Origin of the sequence: Cryobacterium sp. TMT1-62, assembly GCF_004403145.1 — a bacterium.
In the GTDB taxonomy this organism is placed as follows: domain Bacteria; phylum Actinomycetota; class Actinomycetes; order Actinomycetales; family Microbacteriaceae; genus Cryobacterium; species Cryobacterium sandaracinum.
This window is the reverse complement of record NZ_SOGZ01000033.1, coordinates 103971-117735: the sequence shown is the minus strand read 5'-3', so window position 1 is coordinate 117735 and position 13765 is coordinate 103971. Positions and strand designations below refer to the sequence as shown.

Here is a 13765-nt window from a genome sequence, read left to right as displayed (position 1 = left end):
TGCAGTTGAATTCAGGGGCGCCCTGCGGCCGCCTAGTTCGAGGTTTCTTTGCCAGGAGCGCCTCCTGGTCCGCCTGGCTGATGGCCGTGTTCCTGGGCAGCTACGTCATCGGCCTGCTGATGCCCGACGACGGATTCCACCTCTTCGTCGACGGCTGGCTGGCGTCCCTCCTGAAGTTGTCCATGGTCGTCGTGTGCTGGGCCGCCGTGATGCGCAAGCGCTCGCGGAGCCGAGTGCGGATCGCGGCCAGCGGTCTGGAGCGATTCCGGCATCCCGAACTCCTGCTCACGGCCGCGGCGGTCACCATCATCGCGATCGTCGATTCCTACTCCCTGTGGATGCTGATCTGGGGTGCCGAGATGTTCCCCCGCGTGAGCGAGGTCGGCTACCTCCTGTTCTTCGCCCTCATGCTATTCGTGCTGGTCATCATGGTGCGCCGCCAGCTGCGCGGCATGGTCTGGTCGGTGGTGCTGGACAGCGCCATCGGTGCACTCGGCGCGGCCTCGGTGCTGGCCGTGCTGCTCGGCCCGATGGCGAACTCAGTCGACGCGGCCGGGGCGAACAAGGCCATCGCCGCCGCCGTCGCCTACCCACTGTTCGACCTGCTGCTGGTTGCCGTCGTCGTCGCACTCACCACCTCGCAGGGCCCGGTTGCCGGCCGCCGCTGGATCCTCCTCGTCTTCGGCCTACTGATGTTCACGTCCACCGGTCTCGTCTTCGCGTTACTCGAAACCAGGTACGTTCTCGGCACTCCTCTGGACGCCGGCTGGGCCGTGGGTCTGGCCCTGATCGCGGTGTGGGCGGATGCCTCGTCGCGACCCGATCTGGTTCGGAACAACTCCTCCAACGGCGTGGCGGCCCTGGCGCTGCCGGCGGTGTCGACCGCGGCCGGCCTGGGTGTGCTGCTCCTCGCCAGCCAGACGCCGGTTCCCCACATCGCGATCGGGCTGGCGGCGGCGACCCTGGCCCTCGCAGCCGTTCCCCTGGTCTCCCGGCAGGTGGCCCTGCGTCGCCAGTCCAAGACCGACGAGCTGACCGGTCTGCCGAACCGGCGTGCGCTGTACGCCGAGGTCTCGTCGAGACTGGCCGACGACAGGAGCCGGAACCGGGCGCTGCTACTGCTGGACCTGGACCGCTTCAAAGAGGTCAACGACAGCCTCGGGCATGACGCCGGCGACCGGTTGCTCGTGCAGGTCGGCCTTCGTCTGCTGGAAGGACTGCAGTCCGGTGACCTGCTCGCGCGGTTGGGCGGCGACGAGTTCGCCGTCCTACTCGAGCGCACCGACCAGGTGGAGGCCGAGGCGGTGGCCAACAAACTCCGGGCCACCCTGGCCCAGCCGTTCACCCTGGAAGGCATCTCCCTGCAGACCAGCGCGAGCATCGGAATCGCGCTCTACCCCGACCAGGGCGATGACCTGACCGCACTGCTGCGCAAGGCCGACATGGCGATGTACAAGGCGAAGGCGACCCACAGCGGCCACCACGTCTACCGCAGCGCGGACAACCGCCACGGTGACGCCCGTCTGCGCACCCTGCAGGAGTTGCGCCTCGCCCTGACCGAGGACCAGCTGGTTCTGCACTACCAGCCGAAGATCTGCCTGAAGACCGGGTTCGTCTCAGGCGTCGAGGCCCTCGTGCGCTGGAACCACCCCGAGCGCGGTCTGCTGTTTCCCGACCAGTTCCTGACTCTGGTCGAAGAGGCCGGTCTCATGCACGCGCTGACCCAGGAGGTTCTGCGGAAGGCGTTGGACCAGTCCGTGCTCTGGGCGGCCCAGGCCCGTACCCTGACGGTTGCGGTGAACCTGTCCGCCAGCTCACTGATCGACGCCGATCTGCCCGAACGGGTGGGCACCATGCTGTCGGCCCGCGGTCTTCTGCCCACCGCGCTGATGCTCGAGATCACCGAGGACTTCCTGATGGCCGACCGCGACCGAGCCCGGGACATCCTGACCCGGTTGCGCGCCAGTGGTATCCGGATCTCCGTCGACGACTTCGGCACCGGTTACAGTTCGCTCGCCTATCTTCGTGACCTGCCCATCGACGAGCTCAAGCTGGACCAGTCCTTCATCTTCCCGATGGCCGACGACGCCCGGGCCGCCGCACTGGTGGCCTCCACGATCGACCTCGCGCACGGCCTCGGCCTGAAAATGGTCGCCGAGGGCGTGGAGAACAGCGTCGCCTACGACGAGCTGGTGCGCTACGGATGCGACTTCGCCCAGGGATACTTCATGTCACGCCCCCTCTCCGCCGCGGCACTCGACGAGTGGCTGACCGCGAGGCAGAGCGCGGCGGCCCTGCCATGACCGGCGGCACCCGTGAGCGGTTCCGCTTCGGCGCGCTGACGCTCATGCTGGTACTGGTCATCGCCTACACCCTCGGCCTGGCCCTGAAGGGCGATGACTTCAGCCCTCTGGTCGACGGCTGGCTCGCCATGCTCTCGGTGTGGGCACCCGTGCTCGTGGGCTGCGCCGCCGTCTACCGGGTCGGGCGCGGGCAGATCGAGGTGGGCCTCGCCAGCGCCGCTCTGACCATGAACGCCCTGGCGGACACCTACTACCTCGTCAGCGCGGATGCCGACGGTGCGTCACCGTTTCCCTCGCCAGCCGACATCGGCTATCTGCTGTTCTACCTGCTCCTGCTCTGGGCGCTGGCGGTGCTCGTGAACCGGCAACTGCGCGGATCGGCCTGGTCCGTCTTCCTGGACACCGCCGTGGGTTCCCTGGGTGCCGCCGCAGTGCTGGCCGTCATCCTCAGCCCCGTCTTCGATTCCGCCGCCGCGGACCCGCTCAGCCTCGGTGCCGTCATCGCGGCCGCCTATCCGGTGCTCGACCTGCTGGTGGTGGCGGCGATCGCCGGGATCGTGGCGTCGCACGGCCCGGATGCCGGGAAGCGCTGGATGCTCCTCGTCGCCGGCCTGGTGGTCTTCGCCGGCGCCGACACCGTCTTCGCGCTGCAGGGTGACCTGTACACGGTGGGCACCCTGCTCGACGCGACATGGAACATCGGGGTCGTACTGATTGCGCTCTGGGTGGACGGCACCTCCCTCCCGCGCCCGGTGCGGGATCGCAGGGCCACGGCCACAACCGTGTCCGCTCTGGCCGTGCCGATGGTGTCGACGATCGCCGGACTCGGGGTTCTGATCCTCGCCAGCCAGGTCACGGTGTCAAACCTCGCCGTGGCCTTGGCCGGGGCAACCATGGCGCTGGCGGTGGTGCCGCTGGTCGGCCGGCAACGGGTTCTGAACCTGCTGGCGCGAACGGACGACCTCACCGGTCTGCGCAACCGCCGCGCATTCAATGCGGACGTGCCCACCCGCCTGGCAGCGGTCGAGGGCCGGACGTGTGCCCTGCTGCTGCTGGACCTTGACCGGTTCAAGGAGGTCAACGACAGCCTCGGCCATGACGTGGGTGACCGGCTGCTGATCCAGGTCGGCATCCGTTTGAACCGGCAGCTGCGTGCCGGAGACCTCCTGGCCCGCCTCGGCGGCGACGAGTTCGCGATCCTGCTCACGGACTCCGCGCGGGAGGATGCCCTGACGGTGGCCGTCAAACTGCGCGCCGCGCTGGCCGAGCCGTTCATTCTGGAGGGCATCACGCTGCAGACCAGCGCCAGTGTCGGAATCTCCCTCTATCCCGACCAGGGCAAAGACCTGACGGCGCTGCTCCGCAAGGCCGACATGGCCATGTACAAGGCGAAAACGAGCCGCGGTGGCCACCACGTATACGACAGCGACGACGACAGCCACGGCGAGACCCGGCTGCGCACCCTGGCCGAACTGCGCCTCGCTCTCACCGATGAGCAGCTGGTGCTGCACTATCAGCCCAAGGTCGACCTCGGCAGCGGGGCGGTGCGGGGCGTCGAGGCCCTTGTGCGCTGGAACCACCCCGAGCGCGGTCTGCTGCTGCCCGATCAGTTCGTGCCGATCATCGAGGAGGCCGGGCTGATGCACACCCTGACGCAGGTCGTGCTGCGGCAGGCGCTGGACCAGGCCGTGCTCTGGCAGGCGCAGGGGCATCCGCTGACCATCGCCGTGAACCTGTCGGCCAGCTCACTGGTCGACACGGAACTGCCGGACCGGATCGGTGCCATGATCGCCGCCCGCGGTCTGCCCTCGTCGATCCTGGCCCTGGAGATCACCGAGGAATTCCTGCTCAATGACCGGGGCCGGGCCCGAGGCATCCTCACCCGGCTACGCGAGCAAGACATCCGCATCTCCGTCGACGACTTCGGCACCGGCTACAGTTCGCTCGCCTACCTGCGCGATCTGCCCATCGACGAGCTCAAGCTCGACCGATCCTTCGTCTTCCCGATGGCCGGCGATGCCCGAGCCGCGACCCTGGTGTCCTCGACGATTGCGCTGGCCCACAGTCTGGGGCTGCGCATGGTGGCCGAGGGTGTGGACAGCGGCGCCGCCTACGACCAGCTGGTCAGCTTCGGCTGCGACTTCGCGCAGGGCTTCCACCTGTCGCAGCCGCTTTCCGCCGCCGAGCTGGACACCTGGCTCGCCGACCGACGAGTCGCAGATACCGCGTCGGCGCACGCGTGTGAGGTCGCACCCGCCGTGCCGCCCGGTGACCTTGTCGCGGAGCCGGCCGAGGTGTAGACCTCCCCTGCAAAGCGCGCCCTGTTCCCGTGGGGAGACCACCTGGACGCGGATTGGGGATCATCATGACGCGGCGACGTTCACCACTGCGACGGATGCTGGTGGTCCCTCTTCTCCTGATTACGGGTTCGCCCGCTTGCTGGGGAGTGCGATCAGGGTCTGGTCCGGATTGAATTCGACTGGTGGTCGAAGCCAGTAGTCCGTTTCGGTTCGGATGATGCTCCATTGCTGGTTGTGCAGGAGCAGGTGGTGTGGGTGGCAGAGCAGCACTCCGTCGGCGAGGTCGGTGTAGCCGTTGTCGTTCAGCCAGTCGTTGATGTGGTGGGCTTCGCTCCAGGCGGGATCTGTCGCAGTCGACCCAGCGGCATCCGCCGTCGCGAACCCCCATTGGGGAAGGTACGCCGGGACGGACGGGATGCCGAAAGGCACCGACGCAGCACCGACGCAGCGCCGGCCGCGGCCCGGTTCTACACTGGATGGAGCCGCGGGCCAGACCGACCCGGCACTCCCGGAAACGAGGAACCCACCCGATGGACGCGTCTGCTCAATCGGAGAAATCAGCTCAATCGGAAATATCGGACCCGATCGACCGTCTCGCAGTCGATCCCGCCGTTACCGATGCCGCCGAGATCGCCGGCCGGCTCGAGACCGACGCCGCCCGGGGCCTCACCGGCTCCGAAGCCGCGCGTCGCCTCGCGGCCGAGGGCCCGAACGAGCTGCGCAGCGTGCGCCCGGTTCCGTTCTGGCGCCGGATCCTGGCCCAGTTCAACGACCCTCTGATCTACCTGCTGCTGGTCGCCACCGCGGTGTCGCTCGGCGCCTGGCTGATCGAGGGGGCACCCGGCCTGCCCGTGGACGCCATCGTGATCGCCGTGATCGTAGTGCTCAACGCCGTGCTCGGCCTGGTGCAGGAGGCGCGCGCCGACAACGCCGTGGCCGCCCTGTCCACCATGACAGCGGCATCCTCGACCGTCATGCGCGACGGCCTGCTCGCCACCGTGCCCAGCACCGAGCTGGTGCGCGGCGACCTGCTGGTTCTGGGTGAGGGCGACAGCGTGGGGGCGGATGCCCGCCTCACCGAGGCGAGTTCGCTGCGGATCGCGGAGGCCTCCCTCACCGGCGAAAGCGAGGCCGTCACCAAGAACCCGCGCACCCTTCCCGCCGCGGCCGCCCTCGGCGATCGCCTGAACATGGTCTTCAAGGGCACCGCCGTCAGCCAGGGCGTCGGCCGCTGCATCGTCACCGGAACCGGCATGAACACCGAGGTCGGCGCCATCGCCACGATGCTTGACCGCACCGAGGCGCACCCCACCCCGCTGCAAACCGAGATCGGCCACATCGGCAAGCTGCTCAGCGTCGTCGTGATCGCGATCGCCACGGTCGTGATGCTCACCATCGTGCTCGTGCAGGGCGTGTCCACGCCCGCCGACTTCGTGACCGTGTTCCTGCTCGGGGTATCCCTCGCGGTCGCAGCCGTTCCCGAGGGGCTGCCGGCAATCCTGTCGGTGATCCTCTCCATCGGGGTACAACGGATGGCGCGGCAGAACGCCGTTGTCAAGAACCTGAAATCCGTGGAGACCCTGGGCTCCGCATCCGTGATCTGCTGCGATAAGACCGGCACACTGACCCGCAACGAGATGACGATCCAGCAGTTGCTGACCGCCTCCGGCCGGGTAGATGTGACCGGGGTGGGCTACCGCCCCGAGGGCGAACTGCGCCAGGGCGCCGAACCGCTCACAGACCCGGCACTCCGCTTTGAGGCCCAGCTGGTGCTGGGCGTCGGTTCCCTCGCCGGCAACGCCCAGCTGACCGAGCAGGACGGCGAGTGGGAGATCCAGGGTGACCCCACGGAGGCCGCGTTCCTGGTGGCCGCGGCCAAACTCGAGGGCACCACCGGGCACATGGCCCGGTTCGAACGTCGGGGTGAGATGCCCTTCACCTCGGAACGCAAGATGATGTCCACCCTGCACCAGGAGACCGGCGACGACAGCCTGCGCATCTTCAGCAAGGGCGCGCCCGACGTGCTCCTCGAGCGCTGCGCCTACGTGCAAGTCGGCGAGACGGTCGTACCTCTGACCGCCGAGCAGCGGCCACGGATGCTTGCCGACATCCAGGCGCTCTCGGCCCAGGCCTTCCGCACCCTGGGTGTCGCCTACCGAGTCGCCGACGAGAACACGGCGCCGCTCGACGAGGCCGACGAGCAGGGCCTGATCTACGCCGGGGTGGTCGGCATCATCGACCCGCCCCGCGCCGAGGTGACGTCAGCCGTCCAGGAAGCCCACCGGGCGGGCGTGCGTGTGATCATGATCACGGGCGATCACCCCGCCACGGCCGCGCGGATCGCGAGTGACCTGGGGATCGTCGAACCGGGGGCGACGGCGCTGGCGGGAGCAGACCTCGACCACCTCGACGAGCCGGGGCTGCGGGAGGCGGTGCGCGACACATCCGTGTTCGCCCGCGTCTCCCCGCGGCACAAGCTGCGGATCGTCGACGCCCTGCAGGCCAACGGCGACATCGTGGCGATGACCGGCGACGGCGTCAACGACGCCCCGGCCCTGAAGTCCGCCGACATCGGCGTGGCCATGGGCATCACGGGCACCGAGGTGACCAAGGAGGCCGCGAAGATGATCCTGGTCGACGACAACTTCGCCACCATCGTCGCCGCGGTGCGGGCCGGCCGGGTCATCCTCGACAACATCAAGAAGTTCCTGCGGTACCTGCTGTCCTCGAACATGGGCGAGGTGCTCACCGTGTTCCTCGGCGTGCTCCTCGCCGGGGCGCTGGGCCTGACCGGCTCCAGCAGCGAGACCGTGGTGCTGCCCCTGCTGATCACCCAGATCCTCTGGATCAACCTGATCACCGACTCCGGCCCTGCCCTGGCGATGGGCGTCGACCCGGAGATCGACGACGTGATGGCCCGCCCCCCGCGCGGGATCAACGACCGTATGATCGACCTGCGCATGTGGGTGGGCATCATGTCGACCGGCCTGGTGATGGCGGTGGTCACCCTCGCCACGATCGACCTGTTCCTGCCCGGCGGGCTGCTGCCGGCGCTGGAACCCGGCACGGACGGCCTCACCGTGGCGCGCACCGCGGGGTTCACCACCCTGGTCTTCGCCCAGCTGTTCAACACACTCAACGCGCGCTCCGAGCTGACCACCGCGTTCCACCGGCTGTTCGTGAACCCGTGGCTGTGGGGGGCGATCCTGCTCGCGATCCTGTTGCAGGTGGCCGTGGTCGAACTCCCGCTCCTGCAGACCGCGTTCGGCACCACCTCGATGGACCCTCTGCACTGGGCCGTCTGCGTGGGCATGGCATCCGTCGTGCTGTGGGTCGAGGAACTGCGCAAGTGGATCCTGAGGGTGCGCGCCTGACCTCTCCCGTTCCGTGCTCGACGCGTGCGATCTCGTTTCCGCAAAGCGCATTACGATCGGGGCATGAGCCTGTCAGGAACACCGGAACCCACCGCGACGGAGCCGGTATCCGCGCCCCGCCGCAACGAAACGGATGTCCAGCGCCTCGACCGCAATTGGCTCTCGCTGTTGCAGGAGCTCAGAGTCACCCAGACGGGCACCCAGATCGTGGGTGGTTTTCTGCTCGCCCTCGCCTTCCAACCGCGGTTCACCGAACTCGACCTGTACCAACTGACCGTGTATCTGATTCTTGTCGCCACGGCCACCACCACCACCGTTCTGGCGCTAGGGCCGGTCAGCCTTCACCGGCTGCTCTTCGGGAAGCATGCGATGAAGCAGATCGTGCGGGTCGCCGACGTGCTCGTGCGGGCCACACTGGTTGGTGTCGCCGTGATCCTCGCCGGCACCACCCTGCTGGTCTTCGACGTGGTGCTGGGCCGAACGGCCGGTCAGGTGGCCGGGGCCGCGGTGCTGCTGGTCATCGCGGCGGTCTGGCTGGTCCTGCCGCGCCGGGCGAAGCGCTGAGGACGACGCGCGGGGGTCGACTGGCGGCGGACGCCTGGCGGCGGACGACGCGCGGGGATATCGGTGGGACGGCTTCGCCGCATCAGCAGGCGCCCCACTGGCCCGCGCCTGCCGTCGTTGCGGCGTCCTCGGCCGTACGCAGCAGCGGGTAGTGCGCGTCGTTCGGCGGGATCATCAGCGACTCGGCGGCGCCGCCGGCGACGAGCTCGTAGTTGACGAATCGCCCGTCCCCGGTCCAGAGATAGAACAGGCTACGGCCGTATCGGTCAGTCGGGTCCTGGTCGGCGGTGACCCAGGTGCGGCTGCCATCGGGGAGGAGCGCCCGCAACTGCTCCGCGGCCTGATCGCCGAAGCATTCGGCGCTGTCCCCCACCTCCGGCGTATCGATTCCGAGCAGTCGTACCTTGACGGCATCCGTCGTCGCCACCAGGGCGTTCGGCTGGTCCGTTCGCAGAAAGAGCGTGTCGCCATCATGCACATGCTCCACGGTCATCGGGACGGCTCCGCTCGGTCGTGCGGGGATGCCGCCGACCGCTGTCTCGACGGTGCCGTCCGCGGCGGTCGCCACCGGGCCGGTGCTCTCGCCGGAGCTCTTGCCGGAACTCTGGCCGGAGCCTTGGCTGGCCGAGCTCAGCATGCTCTCGAACTCGGTCACCAGAAATCCCGACTGCTGGACCCAGGCGAAGCCGAGTACTCCGAGAACGAGAACACCGATCGGCACGCGCGAGCGGCCCTGTCGTCTACCCATTCCCCGAGACTAGGGCAGAGCCAGGCAGGCACACGCCACCCGCCGTGTCTGACGAGTCCGAGGCCCGGGAGCACCTCCGTCCCGAACGAATTCGACGGAGATTTTGCCGGAACCGGCCCCGAAAACTCCGAAAAAGCTGCTTTTCACGAGAATCTCCGTCGAATTGGTTCGACGCCGGACAGGGCAGGCCGGGCACGTGGCGAGAGGGCGCTCCGGACGTCTGACCGGCTAGGGCGCTGCGGTTTCCTCCACGGCGTGGAACCACGGCGGGTACACGACGACCTTGGGCTTGTGCGCCTCGGCGGCGAAAATGCTGCGCACCGCGTCGCGCACCTTGTCGTTGGCGACGCCGACGAGCGTGACCAACTCGAACGGGAACGACTCGGTGACGAGCAGTTCCGCCTCCCGGATCTTCTGCGATTCCTGATCGGCGCGCAGCGAACGCAGCATGCGGTCGGCAGTCTCGGGAGCAGAGCCGAACCTGGTCAGGGCCCCCGCGGCATCCCCGTTGGCCACCGCGACGCTCGCTGCGACGGTTTCCTCGGCGCCGGCCTGGGCGTCGAGGAGCTTCTTGACCGTGCTGACCAGAATGACGAAGTCGTACGTCGGAGAGCGGTGCGCCTCCGGCGACAGGCGCGGGTCGTTGGATTCGGTGAGGAGGCTGTCCCATAGGCGCGCATTGGGCGAGAGGAAGAACGGCACGTAGCAGGCGACGCTCGCGCTGTCGTCTCCGGCGACGAGCGCGGCACGCCGGGCCGCGCGCTGCGGTGCCGACGACAGGTCGACGACCGGCCGGGCGGTCCAGGCGTCGCTCGCGTCGGCAAGCAGGCGCCCGCTGTTCAGGATGCCGGCGAGGTTGCGGATGTGGGTGACGTGGTAGATCCGCTGCTCACCGACGTTGTCGTGGGAGGATTTCGTGCTCCTGACGGGCTTCACGGTGCTGGCGGCCTTGGCGGTGGCCGGCTTCGCGGTAGCGGTCTTCGCGCTCAGGGTGGGGTTGGGTCCGCCCAGGGTGACGGTGCGCGGTGACGGCGAACTGCGAAGCGACGGTGCGCGGCCCGTCGACTTGCTCCGGCTGGCGCGGGTGGCCATGCCGGGCACGATTTCGGGAGCGGCCTTCGGGAAGCAGCTGGCGCAGAGGCCGCCCTCGAGTCCATGGATGCATTCGTCGCTCAAGCTAGAAAAACCTTTCGTGTGCGTGGCCCCCACACTCTTCAAGTCCGATGCTTGAAGACCACATATCAACGGTACGGTCATTTCTGACCTCGTGGTGACCGATGGCGGGATCCGTTCGGCGCATTTCGGCCTGAGGGTGAGTCGCACATGCCTTGTCGGCCCCGGCGAAGGGTGCTACTACCGACGTATGAGCAGCGTTGACGATATCGACGAGGACAAGATCGAGGTCGGCAAGCCCAGGGAATGGGCGGCGGGGGTGCCAGGCGTCACCCATGCACTGGGGCCGGCCTTCCGGCAGATGGGTGTGCCGCGCAGCCTGAAGGCACTGACTGCGATGAACCAGCGGGACGGTTTCGACTGCATGAGCTGCGCCTGGCCGGATCCCGATCGGCGCAAGACGTTCGAGTTCTGCGAGAACGGCGCCAAGGCGGTGACCTGGGAGGCAACGCCGATCAGGATCCCGGCCGAATTCTGGGCCGAGAACCCGATCAGCGAGCTGCTCACGAAGTCGGAGTACTGGCTCGGCATGCAAGGCCGCCTCGTGCAGCCGGTGCACAAGCCGGCCGGGTCCGAGCACTACCGGCCGATCACCTGGGACGACGCGTTCAAGCTGATCGGGGACACCCTCCGCGGACTGGACTCGCCCGACCAGGCGACGTTCTATACGAGCGGCCGCACCTCCAACGAGGCGGCCTTCCTCTACCAGCTGTTCGTGCGCGCGCTCGGCACGAACAACCTGCCGGACTGCTCGAACATGTGCCACGAGTCGACCAGCCACGCGATGGCGGAGACCGTCGGGATCGGCAAGAGCACCGTCACCTACGCCGACTTCGCCCGTGCGGACCTGATCATCATCATGGGGCAGAACCCGGGCAGCAACCATCCGCGGATGCTCACGGCGCTGGAAGAGGCGAAGGAGGCGGGCGCCGCCATCGTCGCCGTCAACCCGCTCTTGGAGGCCGGGCTGATGCGCTACAAGAACCCGCAGAAGGTGCGGGGCGTCGTCGGGGCCGGAACCGTGATGGCCGACCAGTACCTGCAGATCCGGCTCGGCGGCGACATGGCCCTCATGCAGGCCCTCTCCCGACGGGTGCTCGACGCCGAGGCCGCCCGGCCCGGAACCGTGCTCGACCATGCGTTCCTGCGCGAGAATTGTGTCGGGCTGGAGGAGTTGCGCGAGCACCTCGCCCACCAGGATGACGGTGCGGTCCTGGCGGCCACGGGGTTGCGCGCGGCCGAGATCGACGAGCTGGCCGACCGGTATCTGCGGGCGGACCGGGTCATCATCACCTGGGCGATGGGCATCACCCAGCACAAGAAGGCCGTTCCGACAATCCGAGAGATCATCAATCTGCTCCTATTGCGCGGCAACATCGGCAAGCCCGGCGCGGGGGCGTCCCCGATCCGCGGGCATAGCAATGTGCAGGGCGACCGCACCATGGGCATCTGGGAGAAGATGCCACCGGCGTTCCTGGACGCCCTGGAACGAGAATTCGGGTTCGACCCGCCCCGCGTGGACGGCCTGGACAGCGTCGACTCCATTCGCGCCATGCGCGACGGCCTGGTCACGGTCTGGATCGCCCTGGGCGGCAACCTGGTCGGCGCGATATCCGACACCGTCGTCGCCGAGGCCGCAATCCAGAAGACGGTGCTGAGCGTGCAGATCTCCACCAAACTGAACCGGTCCCACGCTGTGGTCGGCGACCAGGCGCTCATCCTGCCGACCCTGGGCCGCACCGAGATCGACCTGCAGGCCACCGGCCCGCAGTTCGTGTCGGTTGAGGACACGGTCTCCGCGGTGCACTCGTCCACCGGCCTACTCCCACCGGTGTCGGATCAGCTGCTCTCCGAGGTGGCCATCGTGTCGCGCCTCGCCCGGGCCGCCCTCGACGGCACCGCCTCGATCGACTGGGCCGGTTTCGAGAGCGACTACGACATCATCCGTGACCACATCTCGCACGTCATTCCGGGCTTCGCCGACTTCAACCAGCGCATCCGCCAGCAGGAAGGTTTCTCCCTGCCCCATGCGCCGCGCGACCTGCGCACCTTCCCGACCCCCAGCGGCAAGGCCCTGCTTACGGTCAACGAACTCGAGCCCCTCGAACGGCCGCCGGGGCGCCTGCTCCTGCAGACGCTGCGCTCGCACGACCAGTTCAACACCACGATCTACAGCCCCAACGACCGCTACCGGGGCATCAAGAACGGCCGCCAGGTCATCTTCGTCAACCCGGAGGATGTCGCGGAGCTGGGTTTGATCAGCGGCATGCTCGTCGATGTGCACAGCGAGTTCAGCGACAACGTCGACCGGGTGCTGCGGCGGTTCCGGCTCGTCGCCTACCCGAGCGCCCGCGGCTGCGCCGCCGCCTACTTCCCCGAGGCCAACGTGCTGGTGCCCCTGGATTCCACCGCGGAGGGCAGCAACACCCCCGTCTCCAAGGCGGTGCTGGTGCGGCTGGAACCCTCGCGCTGACCAGATACACACCCCGACCAGAACGAAAGCAGGGCGCCCGATCCGCTGCGGCCCGGCGGCGGAGGGCCGCACGTCGAAATCGAAGATTGCCGTGGGATGTACACGATAGAGCAGGATTTTCGGGCTGGTCGTCGAGGCTCACCTCGAGTCCGGCCGCGAGGCGGATGGCGACGCGAGGCGGATGGCGCCGCCGCGGGGCGCCGACAGGTGCGTGACGCTCACGGTGCGCGCCATCATCACCGCGCGCAGCACGAGCGGCTGCCAGGTGAAGATCGTGCCACCGAAGTCGAGCACGCCGCTGACCTTGAGCAGCTCCGGCGGCAGGGAGGCGGCCGTGGCCTGCAGCAGAGCCGCGGACGACGACAGCCCGAGCGCCCCCCGATCAGAGGAGGCGTTCACCGGCATCGGGCCGTCCATTGCGGAGATTTTTCTGTGGGAGGTGTCGGAGCGCGTGCTGCCGCGCTGAGCGCATCCGTTGCCGCGCTAGAAAGTACGCAGAATAATCAATTTTCCTAGACATCCGAGTCGAGGTCTGCCTACACTCAAAATTCGCGAATGCCTTTCTCTGGGCTGGGGAACTCGTTTTCAGAATCGAAACTGAGCTCCGAATGAACGACGACAACTTGCTTCCCACGCCGGCCTGCGCTTCCTGCTACGACCCGATGGCGTCGGTCGGCGGCGGCTGGTGGTGCGATCACTGCCAGGAGTTCGCGTAACCGGTCGCGCCTCGGCCGGTCGCGTTCTCGGCCGGTCGCGTGGCTCCGCGCGCGGCATCCGCACCCTGAACCCCTAACGAATTCGACGGAGATTTTGCCTCTACGAGCCTGTTT

At 68.2% G+C, this 13765-nt stretch carries 9 protein-coding genes; 5 read left to right on the top strand and 4 right to left on the bottom strand.

The features are described from left to right. The first annotated feature begins 80 nt into the window (after nucleotides 1-80). Together E3T34_RS09525 and E3T34_RS09520 are read left to right on the top strand one after the other, a co-directional pair. Complete coding sequence (locus tag E3T34_RS09525; RefSeq protein ID WP_134342841.1) at nucleotides 81-2303, top strand: bifunctional diguanylate cyclase/phosphodiesterase; 2223 nt, start codon at nucleotides 81-83, stop codon at nucleotides 2301-2303. Continuing rightward, nucleotides 2264-4603, top strand: a complete 2340-nt coding sequence (locus tag E3T34_RS09520; RefSeq protein ID WP_166785878.1) for a bifunctional diguanylate cyclase/phosphodiesterase — start codon at nucleotides 2264-2266, stop codon at nucleotides 4601-4603. The genes E3T34_RS09525 and E3T34_RS09520 overlap by 40 nt, the downstream gene beginning before the upstream one ends. Before the next feature lie 120 nt (nucleotides 4604-4723). Here E3T34_RS09520 and E3T34_RS09515 read toward each other — a convergent pair whose 3' ends face one another. Then, entirely contained in the window at nucleotides 4724-5032 is a 309-nt protein-coding gene (locus E3T34_RS09515) for a hypothetical protein (protein WP_134342839.1), read from the bottom strand. 101 nt (nucleotides 5033-5133) lie between these two features. On the opposite strand from E3T34_RS09515, the gene E3T34_RS09510 reads away from it, so the two are divergent. Together E3T34_RS09510 and E3T34_RS09505 are read left to right on the top strand one after the other, a co-directional pair. Beyond that, nucleotides 5134-7977 carry a cation-translocating P-type ATPase gene (locus tag E3T34_RS09510; protein WP_104099239.1) on the top strand — a complete coding sequence of 948 codons (2844 nt, stop codon included), beginning with the start codon at nucleotides 5134-5136 and terminating at the stop codon, nucleotides 7975-7977. 63 nt (nucleotides 7978-8040) lie between these two features. Then, nucleotides 8041-8541, top strand: coding sequence for a DUF6328 family protein (locus tag E3T34_RS09505; RefSeq protein ID WP_104099240.1), 501 nt, complete (start codon nucleotides 8041-8043; stop codon nucleotides 8539-8541). Between the two features lie 82 nt (nucleotides 8542-8623). On the opposite strand, the gene E3T34_RS09500 is transcribed toward E3T34_RS09505, so the two are convergent. Both E3T34_RS09500 and E3T34_RS09495 read right to left on the bottom strand, forming a co-directional pair. Then, nucleotides 8624-9289, bottom strand: a complete 666-nt coding sequence (locus tag E3T34_RS09500) for a thermonuclease family protein (RefSeq protein WP_134342838.1) — start codon at nucleotides 9287-9289, stop codon at nucleotides 8624-8626. Between the two features lie 228 nt (nucleotides 9290-9517). Then, a complete protein-coding gene (locus E3T34_RS09495; protein ID WP_104099242.1) occupies nucleotides 9518-10465 on the bottom strand; it encodes a DarT ssDNA thymidine ADP-ribosyltransferase family protein in 948 nt (315 codons plus the stop codon). A 187-nt stretch (nucleotides 10466-10652) separates the two neighbouring features. Between E3T34_RS09495 and E3T34_RS09490 the strand changes: the two genes are divergently transcribed. Then, the gene (locus E3T34_RS09490; protein ID WP_104099243.1) at nucleotides 10653-12935 is read left to right on the top strand and encodes an FdhF/YdeP family oxidoreductase; all 2283 of its coding nucleotides are present in this window, start codon (nucleotides 10653-10655) and stop codon (nucleotides 12933-12935) included. A 138-nt stretch (nucleotides 12936-13073) separates the two neighbouring features. Here E3T34_RS09490 and E3T34_RS09485 read toward each other — a convergent pair whose 3' ends face one another. Next, the gene (locus E3T34_RS09485) at nucleotides 13074-13352 is read right to left on the bottom strand and encodes a hypothetical protein (RefSeq protein WP_104099244.1); all 279 of its coding nucleotides are present in this window, start codon (nucleotides 13350-13352) and stop codon (nucleotides 13074-13076) included. Between the last annotated feature and the right edge of the window lie 413 nt (nucleotides 13353-13765).